We start from the raw sequence: 20,415 nt of genomic DNA on the forward strand, positions 1-20,415 counted from the left end.
CTGACATGAGTCAGTCCTCAGCACAGTGAGCCTTCGCGTGACGGAGCGGTAGGCAGGGCCGCTTTTCTCTCATGGCTTGGAGAAAAGCGGCCTAGAGCAGCTAGGTTTTGGCAAAGGGCTTCTTGCCCCTGGTAAACTTGTTCACCACGGTGTCCTTGCGCTTCATCACCTCCATCTCCAGTGCTTCCCAGTCGAGCTCGGTTTCTTGTGCCTTTGGGAACATTTCCCCTTCTTCTTCCTCGACATGATGCTTGACCAACTCTCCCAGGACTTTGAACTTGGCCTGAAAGGCTTCATCCTTCGGTTTGAGCTTCTTCAGCTCCTTGATGAGAACGTGAACGAGATGGTGCTCCTCGATCGCCTCGTTCATCTGTTCGTCATCGTCGATGGCCTCGCGAATTGCCGGGTAGATGAGCTTCTCCTCCAAATCGGCATGGACCTCGAGTTCCATAATCGCGGTGGCGGCGATGTCTGCTTGCTCTTTCCTCTCCGCTGATTCGAACTCTTCGAACAACCTTTTCACCTTCTCATGGTCCTCTTTCAACATCTCAATCACGCCGGGTACGACTGCTGTTCTGCCTGACATAGCGACCTCCTTTTGTAAACAATACTTGTCCAACGTAATGGACTTCGGACCGGTGTCCTACTAGGAAAGAGCATAGGAATGCCGATGGAACAAAGCCTCGACACTCAAATGCACGGCAGGGGCGATTCGTATGTGACCTCGTCCTTTGGTTTCTTTCCAAACAGTTCATGTATGCGCGTCGTTACTTTTTATTCAAATTCTTAAGGAGACCGGCGAGGCGTCCATTCCGGTCTTTGGGACGGCAGGAAACCATGGGATGCGGCTGGTATCGAGGAACGGCTTGTTTCCTGACTTTATGGCAGGACCTCTAGCGGCCCTCCATGTGTGCCTCTTATTGGCGCCGCGCTTGGATGACTTCTTGGCAGGCATGACTGCATCCTCTCAGGAAAGCGGACTGGTCCATGGCGGAGCTTGAGGGTGGCGCCGATCCAGGGATTCACCGTACCTCTTGGGCGTCGGCATGTTGGCAGCCTCTGTCTCAGACGGCTGATCCTCTGGCTCCCCCCACTTCGTTACCCATTAAGTGAGACAGTCGTATCGACATGCTCTTGAAGCACTCTCTATTCCTCGATGTGTTCTTCGGGGACGCCCAGAGAAGAAGCGATCGTTTTCGCCTTGGCAAGGTGATCTTTCATCACTGGTACAGCGTCAGCTGCCCATTGACGAACCGCTTGATTCTTTTCGTCGCGTGCGCGCTGTTCGAGCTCCTTCATTTCCATCGCATGTTCCTGCAATATCAGGGCGATATAGGCGCGATCAAACCCCTTGCCTGATGCTCTGTCGAGCTGAGCTTTCATCGCGGTGTGCGACTCGCTCGATTGGTTTACCAGCTGAAGTCCTCCCTTGGAGGCCAGCTGCTGAACCTCTTGTCGAGCCTTTTGATGGTCGGCCACCATCCGGGCGCCGAACCGTTTGACTTCCTCACTCTCAGCCTTCTGCGTTGCCAAGTGGCCAAGGTCGATTTCCTGCTGCTGACCAGTGGCGGTTTTTTGTAGGAATGCTTCGGTGGTTTGTAGGGGAACGTCGGGAGCGGCCGTAACCCAGGAGGTTGACAGGATGACAACAGCAACCCCACATATGATCGATGCGATGGGATGAGACATAGCGCCCTCCTCATGTTGAGATGTATAACGATGACATGGTGGTGGCTGCTGCTGTATGGCGACCTCCATGACATGGTCGCATTCAATCGTAACGGACTGCGATTGGGGTTCGTACTAGGAAGGCCCTTAGGGGAACGAGATGAGCAGCTGGATGTCACGACCTGGCAAGGCAAGGAACCATGGCTACGGGTTTATGACCTGGGCCAGGAATTGTCTCACATATGTGAGACGCTACGAGAGAGGATGAAGCCCAGCCTACTTAAAGAGCGCGGAATGAATGGCCTGGTAGAAGTCCTCCGGCGAGGCTTCCTTCGTCAGGTAGGCCGACGCGCCTGCGGCTTTCATGTCACGGGCGACTGCGCCACTTGGGTAGACCGAGAGCCCGATAATGATCACCTGGGGCTGCGTCGTTTTGATCCACCGCGTCGCATCGAGGCCATTCATTCTGGGCATGTCCCGATCCATGAGGATGACATCTGGCTGTAGTTGTTGTGCCAGCACGCAGGCCAACTCCCCGTTCTCTGCTTCGCCGACAACCGTGAACTCATCAGAGGAATTGACCATGTCCCGCAACTCCTGGCGGATCAGACGATGGTTCTCGACCACGAGCACGCGAACGGGCTGGGATGGTGTTCTCCCGGTGTTGACGGAAGCTGGTGTGCGTTGCACAGTCATAGACATCTGGACCGAAGGTGACCCATCCGTAGACTCCATGAGCTTAGCGGACTCCGAGTAGGAATTATGCTCGGACATACCCTAGGGAGGGAATATGACCTTGAGTGGTTAAGACGAAGTGAGGCACAAGGCAGTGAAAGCATCTGGAACGGGACATTCACCGTGCCAGCGATTTCACGACCTTACCGGCCTTTGCACGGGAATCGATGATTGTTTGCGCCGCGAGGAGGGCGGCCGTCGTGGCTTCACTGGGAGAATGAAAAATTCCTTTAGGGTAACCTCTTGTGGACGGCGAGGCGTGTGTCCTGTCTCTAAAATGACGTATTCGCAGACCCAGTTTCCGCCCTCCTGTTGGCCAGAAGTCAACACGATCTGGCGCCCTTGATAGTTTTCCAGTATGGGACATGCCGTTGGCATCACACTCCATGGTTGTCTTCCTCATAATGAGCGTGTTCGAACACGTTAAGGTCGATGCGCTTATTTAGTCGAACAGTATCGTTCTGCTCTGTGTTTTCTGCTTCTCCTGCGCTCTCCTCAATCATCAAGTTCAATGAAGGATCATTTCTCACGCTCATACGATAGCGTGGATATGCCATCCATTCAGCCAGAGCTATCCCTCAGTGCCCATCCCTGGGGCAGCCATTCCTTCCTTCCACTTCCCATGCATTGTCCCAGTGTAGATCTACTCGGAGGTTCGCTACGATCCGACAAAGAAGCTTAACAAAAAGTGAGTAGGTCATATCCGAGGAAAAGAGAAGGCGAGACGAAGATCCTTCAAACGTGCGCATTGATGATGGTCGGTGGAATCGTCTTTTTCACCGGCGGAACATTACAAGCCCAGTTGGGTAGTGGAACTTCAGGTGGTTCGGGAGGAGCGATAGGACAAGGAGGCCCCGAGATCACGAGACCGGGAAAGGGCGGGGATGCAACAAGGGGAGGATCAGGAAGTGCGCCCGATTCGAGCAAGACTAATCCCGGTATTGGAACCACTGGGGGGAGCGATACTGGAACAGGGTGTGCATCAGGGAACAGGGGCTCAACTGGTGGTACGAGCACGCCCGGTAGTGCGGGTTCATCCGGTGGCACGGGATCGAGTGGCGGTATGGGTTCGTCTGGTGGTGTGGGTGGCGGCGGAAAGTAGAGTGTGTCTTTGAGTGAACACGAAATGGACTTATATGAGTGAAGTCTCCTTGCTTTCCCGCTATCTCGTGGAACCGGCATGCCCACGTCATGGACATAAGGCTTCATTGGCTTTGCAGCAGCAGGGGAAAGGGAAGGTCAGCCGATTGCGCCGACGATCAAGCAGGCGGAAGAAAACGCTGAAATCACGTCAAAACGAAGAGGTTTGAGGTTCGTCTCCAAGTACAGCTGGAAACTTCGCGGCAAGCATAGCGAGGTAATGTTGAATGGTCTCACGTTCTCTTTTATTAAGCTCGTCGGGGTTCGTGCCGATAACGATCAAGCGTTCAGCAGCGATCGCAAATTGCCGGATCTCGTCACGTATCGATTCCATGAGCGAACGTCCTCCTGCACAATGAAGCGTGAATACGCCACCTAGGCTGGTGGCGATTAAGCCTGAGAAGGGCATATATCAGCAATCAGGAATTTCCTGAGTTTCCTACATTATTATACTGGGACGGTAAGGCACTATCAGTTCAAGATGGTGGACCCTGCCCACGTCGTGGGCTATGGTTCCCTACCCTGTATGCAGCGCCAGGAGAAAAGGAAAGCGGTGGGACGAGAAATACAAACGCAGGAGTGGGGTCGCGGGTGAAGGACCTAGGCACGCAGATGAAAATTGTCGTCGGGCACGGGTCCGAAGTGCTTCCAATTGGAATCGATCCACGCCTTCCCAGCCTCGATGGCTCTCACATGGGCTTCGTCCTCGGATCGCGCAGTGATGGCGAGGGTCGGTAACGTCTTGGGATGGTCAGACCCATCCTCCGGCGCCGGCCACACCCGCGTTTCAACGGTCCAACTGCCGGGTCCCTCGACAGCCGCCGTCGTCATGATTTTTCTCCCTTTGTAGCCCGTCTCCATGGCTCTCTCCATGCCCTAGGACCAAGGGACTCCGTCAAGCCAACAAATTTTAAGCGTACGTAATATTCAGGACAATTAGAGAACAACATTAAGGAGAAGTAGTGATTCCAGGATTGATCTATGAGGCAATTTAGGACAGTTTCTCGGCGATGGTGATCCCTCCATCGGAACCTATTCGAACTCGCATTGCTGGATGTGCTAAAACAGCCGGAATAACCGTGTTCTCCATATAGAGCTGAAGTGTCCTTATGGAGCGCAGATCGTCCAGGAACTCCCGATTGAACTGCAATTGCCAACTGTCCTTGCCGTTGTTAAAGGCGAAGAGCGTGAGGAAGTCTCCTCCGATCTTGACATCATGGAACAGGTTCTCAAGGGAGTCTTGTATGATTCGTCTCTTTTCCAGGTCCAATGCTTTGTGATCGTCGCTCATAGTGATCTCGACGTGCAAGGCACGTCCTATTTGGCTTTCGTCAAGAGGGTTTTCAGTTTCTCGTACCCCGGTGCTTCGGGATGGCAATAATACTCCGTGAGGGACCCATTGCCGTTCCTGATCGAGATGCGAAAGCTCTTTCCATGAGCCTCGATCTTCACCGCCTCGACAATGTTGAGATAGAGATCCTGATTCACCTGGACGATGTTATCCACCTGCGGTCCTCCATTGAGAGAGCACTTCAGCCGACTATGTAGAAACAAGGTCTTTACAGATAGTAATTACCGACTAATCCTTGGACAGTGTCGAGTGCGGTCGTATGGGCTTCATCTTCGGATTGGCCGGATGCTCCAATCGTTTGCAGCACAGTAGGAAATGGGTAATTGATTTGGGATGAAGTCGTACTATGCGGCGTAATGAGTTGGATCTTCCTTGCACAGCTTCAGGACTATCCAAGGCCCGTGTTCTTGTCCGTCGAATGACGCTCGCCCTAGTGGAATAAACTGTAGGTCCCGAATTTCTTACCCGGTTCCTCTCGGCTGGCTATTAGGGATAGGATGTCTTGTAGCGCTTTGAGATACCCGGCACGCCAATATGCACAGTCTGTTGGGTCCGCATGTTGGTGCAGCGACTCGACTTCCTCAGAAGCCCCATGCATCTGGGTCCAGCGTTCGAGCGCGGCTGCGGACTCTTCGATCAGGACACAGACTACACAATCATCCTTAGGCATGCGCGACGATACCCCCCACAGGACCATTCTTATCAGGCCCTGAATACCTCTCTGTGCGCCAGGACATATGAGAAGCAGTGCGGTTCTACCACAGGGCGTTGGAGATTCGGAATATTTCTGAGGAAGAAAAACAGACGTACGGGATGAGGCCATTCGCTGCGAGCCCTAGGCCATAAAGGGACCTAGGGATCAAGGTGGTGGGTGGGGAGAACAGCAGAAAATAGTACCGCTACTTTCTAGGAACAACACCCTGCCACTCTCTTCTCTCAAACATCCGTGCCGGTAAGTAATCTCCTGCATAAAGGGCTGTCCACCGCTCGTACGGGAGCGCTTTGGATCTGTGTATCCCTCCATCGCTCTACATGTCTTCTATAATACCGGCTATTTCCTTCTCATCGGGAGTGGCACCCTCCTAAACTCCCGTTAAGAAACCGCACCTTCGGACTCTTTGGAGCAACCCGATCAGGCGTTTAACGCGCGGCGACGGCCTGAGATCTTTGGAGAGACAAACTCTTGTGGCGATTATTCGAAATGGTGCGGTCGATAATGGCGCCGCAATTGATGCATTTCCATGCATAAAACGCGAAAAAGAAATCTGAGAACCGCTCTAACATCATCATCCCCTTGCATTTTGGACATTCCATTGATTCCTCCTAGGTTGATTGCGTTGACGGCTGATTGCAAACATAAGCAAGAGCTGCACCAAATGGTGCCATTCAATATGGCACGTATTTACACTATACGTAGTATAACTTGGGTATAAAGTGTCATGAGCTTGACGGTGTACAAGCGTTGAAGCCGTCAATGTTTTGTCAGGGTGCGGGAAGGAAACGTGGCGGAGTCTTTGCTGGAAGGTGGTTTCCGGAACGACAGATTGCTGATGTTCGGTCCTTCGTGACTTGTCCAGGATTGGATCGGCACGGCGTAGCTAGCGTTCCGTGGCGACCCTCGATCACCTGATCGGTCGAAACGAGATAAATATAGGTCCGGCGTTTCTTGTCGAAATGGCGGACCACTTGCAGCCACGTCCGGTTGCGTGTCATCGAACGCTGGGACGTCACACACACGAACAGAGAGTTGCCCTGCGAACAAGACGGGCTACATGCCCGGTAGGCATTCGCTTTCTGCGCAAGCTAGGAGTATCATTTATGAACGTCTCACATTCGTCGTGTGATCAAGCCGGTAATGGCGTGAGGCGCTCTACGGGAGAGATCCTGTCGGATTGTCCTGAATGTACTCACAAGTTAAAAACTTATATCGAAGCGGCATCCTGAGTCATAGGGATCAGCGGGGCCTTATTCTTATCAATCGCAATCGACACCTATGGGCTTTGTACCAGTGATGATATGGAAGAGAGGTGACAAGCTATGATGCCATGGATTATCGAACCGTTCTTGGTGGCGGCCATTATAGGACTAATGTATTTGGTGGTATCAAAATGGCGGAGTTGGATGGAGTGACTGATAATGACTCGGAGGGGAGACCTGAGCATGAATGTGAATAGGCACGAGAGTCGTATCGTAAAGTGGTAGCTCTCCCGAGCCTTTCTGACGAAACTGTCATTCCGGCAAATAGAGTGCGTTTCCCGTCCTAGTCCCGCGTTTCAATACGAGCTCTTCACCCCGTACCTGTCTCATCATACCCACTAATGCGAAGATCCATTGCCTTGTCTCCAGCCCGACACGCTCCAGTATATTTCAGCGGGCGCCTTCCATTTTTTACGGTTGTCTCAATCAAGGCATTGCGGCACTCGTGTGTAACTGCCTATACGCCTAGAAACCCAGGGCCCAGCAAGCTCTGTTCCCAACAGAAGAACATATGATTGCAGAGATGACAGCATCAGTAGCATTCATTCCGGTTGTCCGTATAGAAGAAGCCGCTTAGAAGGGCCAAAACGGCTTACGACCCGTGAACATCAATAGTTGTTTCGTCATGGGTATGTTGGCAAACGGTGGATTCATATTCACATGTACCCCCGTTGCTGATTCGGAATAGAAAGTGTTGAAAAGTCCTACCTACACACAAATATTGACGCTGAACATGTAAATAGGTACATTGCCGTTGCCCATCTGCAGTGTTTCGGCTAAAAGATAGGAGAGATGACCATGAGTCACACAGGTAAATGCCCTCACTGCAATCAGATCCTACAAAAGGTCGGATTTGAGCAGCTTCCTATCCACCAAGGCAATCAGAAAAAATGGATCGGCGCAAGCATGGTTTGTCCTTTCTGTCAGAGAATTTTGAATGTTTCCGTTGATCCGATTGCGTTAAGGAACGACATCGTCAATCAAGTTGTCGATCACTTGAAGAGAGAAAAGTAGGACTCCTCAAGACCGCGTTCTGAAACCGTTGCAACAGAGGGCCGCAAGGTGCACCGTGCTGCATTACGCATTCCCTCGCCAGCCACCCAACCGAACCGGCGCATCCTCCGCTCTTAGGAAAAGTGTTCCATAAGGGGTTTGCAACACCAGGATCAAAACGGCGGTAGGAGGAGTTAATGCGCCAGCTCATATCGGATCATGCTGAGTATTTCCTCCATGCCAAAGGGCTTGCGAAGTGTTTGACGGGCACCCAATAGCCTGGCGGTACTGAGTAAACTCCGCTCACCATCCATGCCTGAAACGGCAATGACCTTGACGTTCAGGAATTCACGGGTGAGCTCGATGATGGTGTCCAACCCATTCAGCTCCGGCATCAGCATGTCCACCATGACCAGATCCGCCGGTCGCTGACGGTATACCGCCAGCCCCTCCCGCCCGGAAGACGCTTCCACCACCTCATGGCCTGCCGACTGGAGCGTGTTAGCAAGCAACCTGCGAACGGGCGCGGCATCATCAATCACGAGTATAGTGGCCATAGATCTCCCTCAATATTCGTCTTTCTTAAAAGTGTACGTGAAAGGGATGAGGTTTCAACGAAAAGGTGGATTGGTCATGGGATAATATATTGATTAATATTCCTATCTATTTGGTATAATAATTGTGCCGTGAGTCCTGAGGGGGAAGCCGTCCCCCTCATACAATCGACCATCCAGCATGAGGATTGAAACATTTCATGTTGAGTGGCATCTTACCCCACGCGGATGGGTGCGTGGGAACTGGTCCGCAGACAAACCACTGGCTCTGAAAATCTCTCCCCCCGACGATCGCATTGAGACGTGGGTCAAGATCGAAATCACGCACGACCGCCAATACTCCCGCACACAAATGGAATGGTCGCTGACGTGGACTTCCCCCCAATACAGTGATCTCGTGAAGAAGGCCTTCAGGACAAGCATCCGTGTACCCGCGCCGGAATCTGCCAGTCCACGCATCTCGGTCTGGGAGTTTCCATCAGCCTAAGGTTCTGTCTTCGACTCAGATGCCGGCCCATCCAGTGTGCGTTCGCAGCAACGTTTGTGGATGAGCCCTCATAATCTTGAACGTGTCCGCTTCCAAGCTCTGGATTGAGGCCTGGCAGCACAAGGCGATCATTGGAGATGCAGCAATGATCGTTGTGGCCTGGTGTTCGTAGCGCATAAAGGCCTGGCGAGATTCGATTGACGTAAATGGCTTCGGTCCGCCCGCCGCCCGCACACTCACATAACCGAGCTGACGAGCCCTGGCCGGTAAGGCCGCGAGCCGATCCAGGGAATCATCGACATCAAAGGTGCCATCGCCATACCTGTACTCGGCAGACGAGATGTGCAGCTGCTCTGCGGCTAACAGCGCTGATCCGTCCAGGCCATGGTGCGCCAGTTCATCAAGGGCTGATGATATGGTCAACGGTGGGGGAAGAATCCAGAGACACGATTCTTCTTTAGCCAGGCCCGCGCTCAGAAAGGCTGCAGCGACTGCAACAACTCTGCGGGCTGCCGATAAAACATACACAGATGCGTGGCAATCGAACCAACTATAAACCGAGGATTCTGCGGGTACACAAATGTTTTTCTCATGCTCGCGTTGCTTATTCTATTCGCGAAATCGGACTGGAGGGTCTGGTTTGCCAACAAAACACTCCAACTCATGTACCGGACAAGAATGTCTCATCAGAAATGACTCAGCATCATCGCATGGCCGATGTTGGTCCTTCCTAGACGAACCCACAATCAGGTACCTCATTTCTGGAGAGCACCGCTGATGGGGACGAACTAGCCACTATGTGTTTTCCTAGTAGGATCCTTTCACCACACGGAACTATTCTAAATCCAGCAACCTAATTTTAAGTCGTCGCAGGTTGCTGTCTGCTTGTTCCGGTCCAATCTGGGATGCATTAGATGGCTGTGTGGTGTCTAGACCAGTCTCACTAAATAAGGGGAGGATGTCATGAGAGGAAAAAACCTAGCAACAGTTGGATTATTGTCGATGCTGGCTGCAACCCTGATCTTGAGCCCTTTCGACACCTTCGCAGCAGACCCACAGGGAAACAAGGAGCGCACAAAGGAGAACGCGGTGTCCAAGAGCACGAAGGAAGCGGGAAGTCAGGAGAGAGTGGATGTTATGGAGCAAGTCCCGAAGAAAGGGGCGCAGCCCGACAGCATGACACCCGGAAAAGAGAAAAGAAAGGATGTCATCGAGGATGTCGGCTCCAAAGGTGATGTCTATCCATCCACCGGGGGGTCAACGAGAAAGGATGTCATCGACACGATCAGAAACTAGCACCAGATCTATGGTCTGTATTGCGAGCCCCTAAGGTTTTGCTGCGACGCATAAATGCGTTCAGGTTCTGACAGTACCAGCTGGACAAAGGGCTGCCGGTGTCCTGGTCAAGGCCTATGTGACCGCCTAAGGCCACACGGCGGCGGTGCAGGGTGGGCATTGAGGCGACAATCATGACCGAAAAGCAATGCGCCCATCCTCAGTGTAGATGTCCCGCTAAGGCGGGAAAAGAATTCTGCTCTGAGGAATGCCGCACTGGCCGCACCGAGGGCAATGCGTGTGCCTGCAACCACCCGGGCTGTCGGACCACCGAGTAAAGCTGGCGGTTTGATTCTCAGAACGAGGGCCTAGCAACAGGTCACGTTGTCCCCGAGGCATGGCTGAACGATATTGAATTGATTGGGGAAGCTGGGAATGGTGAGGAGGCCGTCCACTAGTAGCCAGCTACGCAGCGGAGATCCCTTGAATACTGCGAGGAGAAGCAATGTTCGTCCCGTTGAATTCCTGCCTCAAAACACTCCCGGCCCTTCTCCTGTTCTTTACCTTCGGGTGCGTCACATCCATCCCCCTTGTCACTCCTGAACAGATCGCGAGGGCGGACTATGGGAGAGTCCCGGTTTCACACAACTACCAGAGTGCCGTGAAGGACTACATGCAAGGTGTTCTGTTTGATCCGCATACCGCCCACTATCGATTTTTCGGAGAGCCACAGAAGGGTTACGTGCGCATCTCAGGAACGAAAAACCCTTCTCCGGTGTTTGGCTATCTTGTGCAGGTGGGCATCGATGCGAAGAATCTAAAGGGCAGTTACGTCGGCGAGCAACCGTATCGATTCTTTATCAAGAACGAAACCCTCTATCTGCTGAATTCGTCTGACAACGCCGAGGTCGTGCCGTAGAAACTGGCCAAGGCCTTTCTCGTTTCCAGATTTACAATGGATCAATGAGTCTGAAGCTCAAGGACGTTCAATTCGGGGAAACACAGCCTGCGGCTATAAAGACCATGAGATCGTATTGACCACCGAAGAGCAATCTGAGGGGATGTGGATTTATTAATACAACATTCTTGAGTTTGGGACCTCGCTATTCACGAGAGGCTACACTCGGGGAGCTTCGCAACGGCAGAAGAGGATGTCGCGGGGAGACTAGCTAAACACAAAATAACATTGATTCATGCTGATGGAGTGAGACATGGAAAGCTTCTACAAAGGAAGAAAGATTTCCACTGCGGTGCGTCATATGGGAAGCAACTGGCTGCTCGTCACGACGATCTGGCCTGCGGCGTCGAACGAGACTGACGATCCGCAGGCGATACAGACGATTGGCGCACCCAGCCAATCTGAAGAGCAAGCCCATGCCAAAGCGCTCGAAACTGGACAGCGATTGATTGATGCCAATTGTCTCTAACCATCGCTCTTTCCATTTGGTGGGGGACGCTCAGGGCTCGCAGTCAGCATTGAGGGGCCAGACCGGCGCTGGTGAAAACATACGCAGATATGGTGTAATCATTTTCTTTCGTGACTCCCAAATCTCTCCCTCGTTGTGAGGTTGATAGTCGGTCGCTCTGAGAGAACTCCCACCCATGTCTTTCCCCAGTACAGAACTCCTTTAGGCTTAGCTAGGATTGCGCGGGGGCCAATGAACTGAGCCTCGAAATGAGAGGCAGCATGAGCCTGCATACAAGTCCTTCACTTTTAGATGATCAAGGAGAACGAGACTATGCAGAACAGAAACCATCGTAATGACGGGATTGGGGACACGGGATGGTCTTCTTTTATAGCTAGAGCATTGATTGGGGCTGCACTGCCGCAAGTATTGGGAATGGCCTCACCGTGAAGCAGTCTTCTCCATGGTTTCTGAAACTGCTTGCTACCTATTACTTGCTTCAGGGGTTGCTGCTGATCGGAGGGGGAGTCGGCGGGTTGATTCTCGTGGATGAGAACCAACTGCTTGTTGTCAAAGACTGGCTTCGTGTCATTCGCTTGGATCCTGAGAATCACTTCATTTATTGGCTCCTGACCAACCTCCTGCCAGTTACCAATGAAATGCTGGAGGCATTGAGTATTGGCAGCTTCGTATATGGCGGACTCGCATTTGTTCAAGGGGGAGGTCTCTGGTTCTCTAAGCCCTGGGCCTCATATCTCTCGGTCGTCGTGGTTGGTTCATTCATCCCGTGGCAACTGCATAGCCTGCTACAAGAAGTGACCGCTCTGAAGCTTCTGACGCTCTGTATCAATACCGTGATCGTTGGGTATCTGCTCGTGAGTGCATGGCGTGCTAGAGGCGTTGAGAATAACAATTCAGCATCTTGTCACCGATAATGAGTTGGCTATAGGCCATGCATTGGACCGTAGCTTCTTCGAACGTCGTCTGTCGATCAGTCCTCACGAAATGACGGCAATCCTCCGTGTCCTCCGTTGAACAGGAAATGAAGACATTCAATTCCCACATTCCGGTATCCATGAGTAGCCGAGGGGCGGGCTGAGCGGTATGATCATTGGTAAGCGACCGCTCCTCTGCATGAACCGGTGAGGGATTCCAGCATGCACTATCCAGATACCAGGTTCCTGTTTGGTTACAGCGGACGCAGTACGTTTGGAACATGTTTGGAGGCCATACTGTAAGCGAATTAGCTGCCAATCCTGATGTTTGGCGATCGAGATTTTATTGAAGTTCCAGTGAAGACACCAGTATCCCCATACTTGAAGAAGCGTTATGGTAACACGGGCCTACGAACCTCTTAACGAACAGGGTTTACCAGGGAGGGGCACTATGACTACGACGCAAGCGGCTGAACTCCGCGTCAAGTGGAAACAGCAGCCAAATCCTGATAAGTGCGAACATTTGAACTTGGAATTGGAATGGAGTGAGGGCGGTTATCGGACTGGAAATTACAGTTGCATCGTATGCGGAGAGAACGTGGTGAAAGTCTGCGGACAATCATGAGACTGGAGTCCGGCTTTTGACCCGGCTATCAGGTTTGACCTTAAGGATACAGGGCTTTAATTTGTGCCAACACCGAAGCGGCATCCTGCACCGGTTCGTCCGTTGGATCTTGACCGCCTCGTATTCTCGAATCGACCACCCCTCCACGGGTTTGGCAATGGCGCCCCAATAAGGGTTGAGGCACAGGACAAAAGGTCTCTCACCGTGTTGGATCCGGCAGATCCGCAACTTCTGCAAGGTTTGGCCATTGGGGTACCCTGGCCTATATCGAGAGTGCGACCAATGACGCGCTAAACGCGAAAGCACTCTCTAACTGTTCGTCTCCACATCCAATAGGTCGGCCGGCTAAGCCCCTGGCAGAAACAGATATAGGCCGATGACAATGATGGGGGCTGCGATTAGCATGGCTCTTTTCCCGAAGGCATCATTGACGCCGTAAATTAAGATCGCGCCAATGATTGTGAAATATATGAATCCAATTCCCCGATATGATCCATGGGTAGCCTCCTCTGCGACCGCGAGCGTAGGTCCGAGAGTTGTGAATGCAATCAAGAAGTTGACAACGCGCTTCATAGCATGTCCCTCCTTCTGAGTAGGGGAGCGCTGTTTCGCTCGCTCGAACAGCAGACCACGACGACGCGGAATTGGCTGTACGGGGAGCGAAACAATTGGATCAGCGTTTATAGAACATCAACTCTCACAATGGTTCACCACATCCTGCGTTCCGAAGCATGGCTCCATCATAACGTGCTGTAACGGTGGGCCTACCAGGAAAGACCCGAGACTCACCCATCGCAGTGAATATCGAGGAACTGCCCGGTGCTAGTGAAAACCCGCGCAGATATGGTGGAGACTAATCATTTCCCCTTTAAAACATCGGGAAGAGGAGTCATGGCGCTCTAGGTTCAATCCCTCCTTCCTTCAATCAGGAAGCATTTACTTGGAACCTGACTTCCAATTATTTCACTTCAGCTCTTCTTGTCGCTCCTTCTAACACCGTACTAACACCTGTCACCCGCGCATGCTCGGCAGATCCCCAACCGACTTTGGTAAGGGACCCATATTCGGTTTGCATTGACAGGAGAAAAGGTGACGCCCTCTGGCTTTGATTCGCAGAACCTGACATCGTTGCATCGGAACCCCGTTCCCGCGCTGGTGCCTTAGGGCTGGACATACGGTAGAGGCGTTACGGCTCATCAGGAATCGGTCGATATGGCGAGTCGGCACCTCCTCCCAAGTTATCTTTTTTCATAGCTCATGTTCATCCACGGTGTTTCCCCAGCTCCCGATTTGAGAATCCTCTGAGAGAATAGATCAACACTAAATGGAGGAATTATGAAAACGGCATTATTAACTATCCTGGCGGTTGGATTGCTGAGCTCCGGTATCGGCGTGGCCTACGCTGCTGATCCCATGGCGGAGAAGGAAGCGAGTCCCACGATCAAAGAGCGCCTGACGAAAGACACGATCAAGGGAACCTTGCTGAATATGGAGGGAGAGTACTATTCCATTAAAGATGAGGACGGCAAGAGCTATAAGATCCATGTCGATAAGAGCACCAAATTGGATAAAGTGGTGGTGGGTGACCTGGTCAAAGCGTATGTGACGGACCAGGGTCATACCACGACTTTGCAGCGTGTAAACTGAGTCGATCTATGGCTTGCCTGAGGAGTGTTCCCAATGCATCACAGGAAGCCTGATCGGGAGTCCTGCCAAGGTTCTGTCCCAGTGTCGGTTGGAAGAGGAAGTGGAACATCGGATGAGCATAGCGCCGTGGAAACATTATGATCCGGTAGCAGAGACCCTATCAGAAACATGATGTAAAAATTGCGCTGCTCGATGGAGGCTCCGTTCTTGTGAGAGGACGGAGCCTTCTATTTTGGCTGGGCAATGCTCAATCACTACGGAGGTCGTGTCACACGGGGACCACAGATGCGCGCTGAACATGTTCTATTTGCGTATGCGGTGGGGTGGGGACTCGTGTTTGTGACTTTCTGGCTGCTGAAATCATCATGAAACAGAGTAGGAGTCTGTCTACCGAACCGTCTGGAACCGGTAGTACAGGTTCAACCGGAAGTATGGGTTCATCCGGATCGGACCAACGCAAGGCCATAGCGCCAGAACCAACCCCTCTGCTCCTTTCTTCCCTGTGCGTACAATGGAGATGATGAAGCTTGGAGAGAAGAAACGGAACTTTTCGATCGCGTGAGGGGAGGGTGCAGGAGCAGCTGAGGACTAAGTCGCTGGTTTTTGGTGGCGGTGGACCGCAGTAAAAATTACTTTGGCCCGGAAACACGTGTGATTTTGCAACGTGTCGTGAATGCCGCCTGAATGTACTTGTTTGCAGCTTACCATACCGGTGAATTGGGCGGCAAGGAAACCTGTCCAGAGAATGACGCAGTACATCTTCCCCTAAGACCCAGTGGGGGAGTTGACCTGCGACTTTTCAGGATTCTTGCTGAAATTCGTCTTCCATGAAAGTTTCCGCTGATACACAATCAGCGGGCCGAGTATCCTTTTATTGACTTGCCGCGCTTGTCAGTATACACGTCATTAGCTTTAGTGTTGATAAGAGGAACGAAGATGAGCGTTAAGCGGCGGGTTTATATTAGCGCGCCGAGGGACATTCGCCTGGATCCGCTTCGCAGGAAGATCAAACAGGCGATCGTCGATGAGATTAAGGGGACGGGCTATGAACCCCAGATCTTCCTTGCTCCTGAGGGTGGCGTTGGGCTGGCTGCTGGCGCCGGTTGGTCGCTTGAGGAGGTCGAGAAAGTGGCGAGAGGTTGTGCCGGCGCCGCAATCATCGGCCTGCCCTTTTGGAAAACTACGCTGGAGGGGAGAGAGGTTTGGCTTCCGACTGACTACTGTCCATATGAGGCTGCCGTGGCACACACACTTGACCTCCCGATCCTCGCAATATCAATAGAGATCGAGCAGCGAGGGATTTTTGACCAACACGCACGAGTCCACGCCATTACAATTCCTTTGAAAGAAGATCTTTCATGGCTACAGACCGAAAGCTTCCGTGGTCCTTTTGCTACGTGGAAGCGCGCCATCGAGGAGCGCCGAGACATTTTCCTTGGCTATTGCAGTTCGTCAACTGATACCGCAAATACTCTCAAGGGCTTCCTCATATCGGAGGTTGGTCTCAGTGTGCTTGATTGGGCAACTGACTTCGATCCTGCCACCTCAATCCTTCAACAGATTGAGATGGCCTCAAAGCGATGCGGCGCAGGCATCTTCCTATTCACCAAGGACGACGAACTAGCCGATGGTAGCGCAAAGGTTCAAGCAGTGCCACGAGACAACGTGGTATTTGAAGCGGGCTATTTCAGCGCGCTCAAGGGCAAGTCTAGGGTGCTGATCGTACGTGAGTCGGGAGCAAAAATGCCTGCTGACTTGGGTGGTGATATTTATGCTCAGCTTGAAGACCGACAACAGATAGAGCCGATAAAGTCAGTGATTAGCAGGTTCTTGAACAGCCTGTAAAGACCCCTAATCCATTACATCAAGGGTGTTGTGCGGGACTTGAGATTCAATCTCACGACGAATTGGTCGTTAAAGTACCCGGCAAACTCTTGGAGTAGTATCCCGAGGACCAGCAGCACTTGAAACAGTCCATCTGACGGAACGGGAAGACCGTTTTCCGGCTCCTGGCCATCCGTTTAAATGAATGATCATTAAGCTCCCGCTGGCCCACTTTTCGGGTTTTGGGTTACGATCACTGTACCCCAGGCACACATCGTGAACCCAGCAAACAGCCAGAGCCCAGATTCGTAGCTGCCTGAGAGCCCCTTCATCGTCCCGATGAGTATCGGCAGCAGAAATCCGCCGATAGCCCCGGAAGCCCCTACCACACCGGACGCCAACCCGATGTCCTTGGGAAACCATTCGGCGACCAACTGGAACACCACGCCGTTGCCGAATCCCATTGCCGCTGTGGCCACGACCATCATCACGACCGCCATGGTCTGCGAAGGGCTGATCACCGCTACCACCGCTCCTGCGATCACCGGAAGGACATAATAAAGAGTCCGTAGCCCTCCTTGACGATCCGCGACATAGCCGCCGACCGGACGGATCGCGCTCCCCATGAGTCCGCACAACGCCGCCACCGCGCCAGCCTCAATCGCGTCGATCCGATAGACATCGTGCAGCACCAGCGGGAGCACACTGCACAGGCCCACGAAACCGCCGAACGTGACGGCATAGAGGAACGAGAGCCAATAGGCCAACCGGCGGTGAATCAACTGCACCGCATGGTACCACCAGGCCACCGCACCGTCCTCAGAAATCCTCGCTGTTCGAGGTACCATCAGTACAAATCCCGCCAGAGTGACCGCGACAATCCCGGCCATAATGCCGCAGACCTGATGCCAATCCAGTGCGGCAACCCAACGCGGCGCCAAAAATAAGATCAACACCGTGCCGATGTTTCCCGATGCCGCGATACCGAGCACAAATCCTTGTGCCGGCAGAGGATACGCGCGGCTCGCAATCGGGAGCGTGACCGCGAAACTCGCTCCGGCCACGCCCAGACAGATCGAAAAAGCCAGCGCTTCTCCGTATCCCGTGACACCGAGCCACCCCCAGCACAACACTAGACATTCCATCACGAGGATGCCCACGGCCGTGGGCCTGGCGCCCAGCCAATCCGCGCTCCATCCGGCTACCATCCGTAACACCGCCCCGCCGAGTAACGGCAAGGAGACGAGCCAGGCGATTTCGGTCTCGCTCAGCTGCAGGGCCACCATGAGCGGAATGCTCATGGCCCCGACGAGCAGCCAGACCATGAAACTGACCGTCAGGTGCAACCACGCCCCCGCCAGCGACGGCCAATGACCGCTTTTCAGGATGTCCCAGATCCCAGACACGCCAGACCTCCGGATGGATAGCGGTCACTATAGGGGAGCCGCTTTCAGCGGCGCAAGCGAACGCCACCGTTCTATTTTCAGCAAACAGCGACAGAAAAAGGCGATTGGCTACGCCTACGCCGAGAATTCATAGGAAAACGTCCGCCAAGTCGAACGTCTTAAATAGGCAGGATGTGTCGAAATCTTCACGATGCGAATCAAGCTGCTCGATGTGGCCTCGAAAGCGCGATTTCGCAGCTTCAGTCGGGTGACAAGCTGAAGATATGCGGTATTCAACATCTATCAAGTTCGATGAAAGAATGGATCGCTATTATGAACAAAATTGGGGGAAGGGGAGCGGATGTGGAACCGCTTGAAGACTCGCCCGAGGGATTCCTCACCGGGTCAATTTTAGCTTCTGCTAAAGACTGGAAAGATAAAACGACTAGAAATCAGAATTCTGATAGTTAACCGGCTGCAAACGCACGACAGCCTCGCTTCAGTTATTTGTCGTTATATGAGGGTGACTTGCCACGAAATCGGTAAGGCAAGGAGCATTATCCATAGGCTGGTAGGGGGAAAAAAGATTGTGCTGCATCCAACGGAAGACCGGCTAGGCCGTTACTTCACGGCGGAGCTAGCGGGCGACTATGCTGGACTGATCCCGTTAGTTGTTCAGGGAAAAATAAAGTTGGTGGCGGTGGGCCGGATCGAACGGCCGACCCGCGGCTTATGAGTCCGCTGCTCTGCCAACTGAGCTACACCGCCACGCGAGACTTTCCAAAATGAACGGTAACTATAGCATGCTGCCTGGGCACTGTATAGATCGCCGCACCACAGCGGTCCGATAGGGGTCGTGAAGACCCCTTTGTCACGGGGGCTGTGAAGGTCCTCAAGGGGTTCAGCCAGTATGGGTAGGAGGATAAACAATATAGGCTGAGAGCCTCAACGACGCAGCACTGTACCTGTACATAAAATTATCGAGGGTCGTGATGGACTTTCAGCATTTCATCCTACTTGGCGCCGGTTCAGATGTGGCCTGCCGCTATGTCTTTCCTGCCCTGGCTGAGCTGGAAGCGGCAAACCAACTGCCTCAGGAATTTGTGATCTTGGGGATCACGAGAAAGGTCTGGCAGGATGACGGAACCTTCCGTCGTCACATTGAAGCGCGTGTCAAGGAATGCGGGAGTACCGCAAATCTGAGCGCCTTGCCGAAATTGTTGACCCGGGTGAATCAGGCGTCAGTGGATCTCTCCGACATTCGTCGGTTCAAAAACGCGATCGGAACGATACGGGATCCCGTCGTGCTCTATTTGGGGCTCCCCCCGGCGATCTCAGAAGGAATCGTTGGACGGCTCGGTGAACTGGGCTTGTCTGCCGAAAGCCGAATCATGATAGAAAAGCCGTTCGGTCACAATCTGCAGTCGGCGCAGGACCTAAACCGCGGGTTACATAAAATGTTTCCTGAAGACCATATTTTTCGTGTCGACCATTTTTTGGCCAAACAGACGGTGCAGAATATATTGGGCATTCGATTCGCCAACCGGGTCTTGGAGTCGGTATGGGATCATCAGCACGTGGAGAGAGTCGAAATCGTGTGGGAAGAGACGAATGCTCTGGAGGGGAGAATTGGGTACTATGACGCCGCCGGCGCTCTCAAGGATATGATTCAAAACCACCTGTTACAGTTGATGTGTTTGCTGGCGCTGGAGCCTCCTTCGGAGCTTACCGAACCCGAGCTGCATGATCGAAAAATGGAGCTGTTGAAGGCGGTCCGGCCATTCTCCGAGGAGCAAATCGCCGCGCACACGGCTCGAGGTCGGTATACGGCCGGACAGACAGGGGGCCGTGCTGTAAAGGGATATCTGGATGAACCGGGAGTCGATCCTCATCGTGGTACGGAGACATTCGCAGAAGTTCGTTTCTTCATCGACAATCCACGGTGGAGGAAGGTCCCATTCGTCTTACGAACCGGGAAGGCGTTGAAGGAAGATCGGCAGGAAATCTCCATATTTTTCAAGCCTCCCCGGCACTCAACGTTCATCTCGACTCAGGTGGTCAGATCGAATGAGTTACGATTGGGTCTCAAGCCTGATCAGGTCGGATTGGTTGTCAATGTGAATGGCCCAGGCAATCCCTTGGAAGCAGAGCCGGTCGAACTTCATACGGATCTTGCGCCGGAGCCGATGACTCCTTATGCGAGCCTCATCAGGGATGTGCTCATCGGAAACTCGATGTTTTTTATCAGGGACGATGAGGCAGAGGAAGCGTGGAAGGTCATAGACCCGATCACCGCCGCATGGAAGAAAGATGTTGTTCCGCTTCAATCCTACCCGGCGGGTTCCATTGGCCTGCCTTCTCTTGAATAGAGGAGACATCGCGGGAGTCATTATGGGGAGAGCCTAACCGTAAC

The 20,415-nt window shown here is 52.9% G+C and carries 22 protein-coding genes and 1 tRNA gene; 11 read left to right on the plus strand and 12 right to left on the minus strand.

Going from position 1 to position 20,415, the window contains the following annotated elements; translation table 11 throughout:
- Positions 1–100: 100 nt before the first annotated feature.
- The 3 genes from H8K04_07740 to H8K04_07750 form a co-directional block, all read right to left on the minus strand.
- Positions 101–586 (minus strand): hemerythrin domain-containing protein, encoded by a 486-nt coding sequence (locus H8K04_07740; protein ID UVT17419.1) that lies wholly within the window; start codon positions 584–586, stop codon positions 101–103.
- Between the two features lie 560 nt (positions 587–1,146).
- Positions 1,147–1,758 (minus strand): DUF4142 domain-containing protein, encoded by a 612-nt coding sequence (locus tag H8K04_07745; protein UVT17420.1) that lies wholly within the window; start codon positions 1,756–1,758, stop codon positions 1,147–1,149.
- Positions 1,759–1,944: 186 nt separating this feature from the next.
- Positions 1,945–2,364, minus strand: a complete 420-nt coding sequence (locus H8K04_07750) for a response regulator transcription factor (GenBank protein UVT17421.1) — start codon at positions 2,362–2,364, stop codon at positions 1,945–1,947.
- A 923-nt stretch (positions 2,365–3,287) separates the two neighbouring features.
- Here H8K04_07750 and H8K04_07755 point away from each other — a divergent pair.
- Entirely contained in the window at positions 3,288–3,518 is a 231-nt protein-coding gene (locus tag H8K04_07755) for a hypothetical protein (GenBank protein UVT17422.1), read from the plus strand.
- Between the two features lie 176 nt (positions 3,519–3,694).
- Here the strand turns inward: H8K04_07755 and H8K04_07760 are convergent, their stop codons facing one another.
- The 5 genes from H8K04_07760 to H8K04_07780 form a co-directional block, all read right to left on the minus strand.
- Positions 3,695–3,877 carry a hypothetical protein gene (locus H8K04_07760; GenBank protein ID UVT17423.1) on the minus strand — a complete coding sequence of 61 codons (183 nt, stop codon included), beginning with the start codon at positions 3,875–3,877 and terminating at the stop codon, positions 3,695–3,697.
- A 266-nt stretch (positions 3,878–4,143) separates the two neighbouring features.
- On the minus strand, positions 4,144–4,404 hold the full coding sequence (locus tag H8K04_07765; GenBank protein ID UVT17424.1) for a hypothetical protein: 261 nt from the start codon (positions 4,402–4,404) through the stop codon (positions 4,144–4,146).
- Positions 4,405–4,534: 130 nt separating this feature from the next.
- Positions 4,535–4,834, minus strand: coding sequence for a hypothetical protein (locus H8K04_07770; protein ID UVT17425.1), 300 nt, complete (start codon positions 4,832–4,834; stop codon positions 4,535–4,537).
- A 26-nt stretch (positions 4,835–4,860) separates the two neighbouring features.
- Positions 4,861–5,049, minus strand: a complete 189-nt coding sequence (locus tag H8K04_07775; GenBank protein ID UVT17426.1) for a hypothetical protein — start codon at positions 5,047–5,049, stop codon at positions 4,861–4,863.
- Positions 5,050–5,324: 275 nt separating this feature from the next.
- Positions 5,325–5,564 (minus strand): hypothetical protein, encoded by a 240-nt coding sequence (locus tag H8K04_07780; protein ID UVT17427.1) that lies wholly within the window; start codon positions 5,562–5,564, stop codon positions 5,325–5,327.
- Positions 5,565–7,669: 2,105 nt separating this feature from the next.
- On the opposite strand from H8K04_07780, the gene H8K04_07785 reads away from it, so the two are divergent.
- Entirely contained in the window at positions 7,670–7,885 is a 216-nt protein-coding gene (locus H8K04_07785) for a hypothetical protein (GenBank protein ID UVT17428.1), read from the plus strand.
- 173 nt (positions 7,886–8,058) lie between these two features.
- Here H8K04_07785 and H8K04_07790 read toward each other — a convergent pair whose 3' ends face one another.
- Complete coding sequence (locus tag H8K04_07790; GenBank protein ID UVT17429.1) at positions 8,059–8,421, minus strand: response regulator; 363 nt, start codon at positions 8,419–8,421, stop codon at positions 8,059–8,061.
- 178 nt (positions 8,422–8,599) lie between these two features.
- Between H8K04_07790 and H8K04_07795 the strand changes: the two genes are divergently transcribed.
- Positions 8,600–8,905 (plus strand): hypothetical protein, encoded by a 306-nt coding sequence (locus H8K04_07795; protein UVT17430.1) that lies wholly within the window; start codon positions 8,600–8,602, stop codon positions 8,903–8,905.
- 15 nt (positions 8,906–8,920) lie between these two features.
- Here the strand turns inward: H8K04_07795 and H8K04_07800 are convergent, their stop codons facing one another.
- On the minus strand, positions 8,921–9,433 hold the full coding sequence (locus H8K04_07800; protein UVT17431.1) for an MEDS domain-containing protein: 513 nt from the start codon (positions 9,431–9,433) through the stop codon (positions 8,921–8,923).
- 435 nt (positions 9,434–9,868) lie between these two features.
- Here H8K04_07800 and H8K04_07805 point away from each other — a divergent pair, with 435 nt between their 5' ends.
- The 7 genes from H8K04_07805 to H8K04_07835 all read left to right on the plus strand — a co-directional run bounded on the left by H8K04_07805 (position 9,869) and on the right by H8K04_07835 (position 16,638).
- The gene (locus H8K04_07805; GenBank protein UVT17432.1) at positions 9,869–10,201 is read left to right on the plus strand and encodes a hypothetical protein; all 333 of its coding nucleotides are present in this window, start codon (positions 9,869–9,871) and stop codon (positions 10,199–10,201) included.
- 484 nt (positions 10,202–10,685) lie between these two features.
- Positions 10,686–11,099 carry a hypothetical protein gene (locus tag H8K04_07810; protein ID UVT17433.1) on the plus strand — a complete coding sequence of 138 codons (414 nt, stop codon included), beginning with the start codon at positions 10,686–10,688 and terminating at the stop codon, positions 11,097–11,099.
- A gap of 292 nt (positions 11,100–11,391) precedes the next feature.
- On the plus strand, positions 11,392–11,607 hold the full coding sequence (locus H8K04_07815; protein ID UVT17434.1) for a hypothetical protein: 216 nt from the start codon (positions 11,392–11,394) through the stop codon (positions 11,605–11,607).
- Positions 11,608–12,032: 425 nt separating this feature from the next.
- A complete protein-coding gene (locus tag H8K04_07820) occupies positions 12,033–12,521 on the plus strand; it encodes a DUF2127 domain-containing protein (protein ID UVT17435.1) in 489 nt (162 codons plus the stop codon).
- A gap of 451 nt (positions 12,522–12,972) precedes the next feature.
- On the plus strand, positions 12,973–13,146 hold the full coding sequence (locus H8K04_07825) for a hypothetical protein (GenBank protein UVT17436.1): 174 nt from the start codon (positions 12,973–12,975) through the stop codon (positions 13,144–13,146).
- Positions 13,147–14,481: 1,335 nt separating this feature from the next.
- Entirely contained in the window at positions 14,482–14,793 is a 312-nt protein-coding gene (locus H8K04_07830) for a hypothetical protein (protein ID UVT17437.1), read from the plus strand.
- A 936-nt stretch (positions 14,794–15,729) separates the two neighbouring features.
- Entirely contained in the window at positions 15,730–16,638 is a 909-nt protein-coding gene (locus H8K04_07835; GenBank protein UVT17438.1) for a nucleotide-binding protein, read from the plus strand.
- A gap of 191 nt (positions 16,639–16,829) precedes the next feature.
- On the opposite strand, the gene H8K04_07840 is transcribed toward H8K04_07835, so the two are convergent.
- Positions 16,830–18,023: a NarK/NasA family nitrate transporter gene (locus H8K04_07840; protein UVT17439.1), complete on the minus strand. Its 1,194-nt coding sequence runs from the start codon at positions 18,021–18,023 to the stop codon at positions 16,830–16,832.
- A 671-nt stretch (positions 18,024–18,694) separates the two neighbouring features.
- Positions 18,695–18,770 (minus strand) — tRNA-Met (locus H8K04_07845).
- Between the two features lie 224 nt (positions 18,771–18,994).
- Between H8K04_07845 and H8K04_07850 the strand changes: the two genes are divergently transcribed.
- Positions 18,995–20,371, plus strand: a complete 1,377-nt coding sequence (locus H8K04_07850) for a glucose-6-phosphate dehydrogenase (GenBank protein ID UVT17440.1) — start codon at positions 18,995–18,997, stop codon at positions 20,369–20,371.
- The last annotated feature ends 44 nt before the right edge of the window (positions 20,372–20,415 follow it).

Origin of the sequence: Nitrospira sp. (assembly GCA_024760525.1) — a bacterium.
Lineage (GTDB): Bacteria > Nitrospirota > Nitrospiria > Nitrospirales > Nitrospiraceae > Nitrospira_D.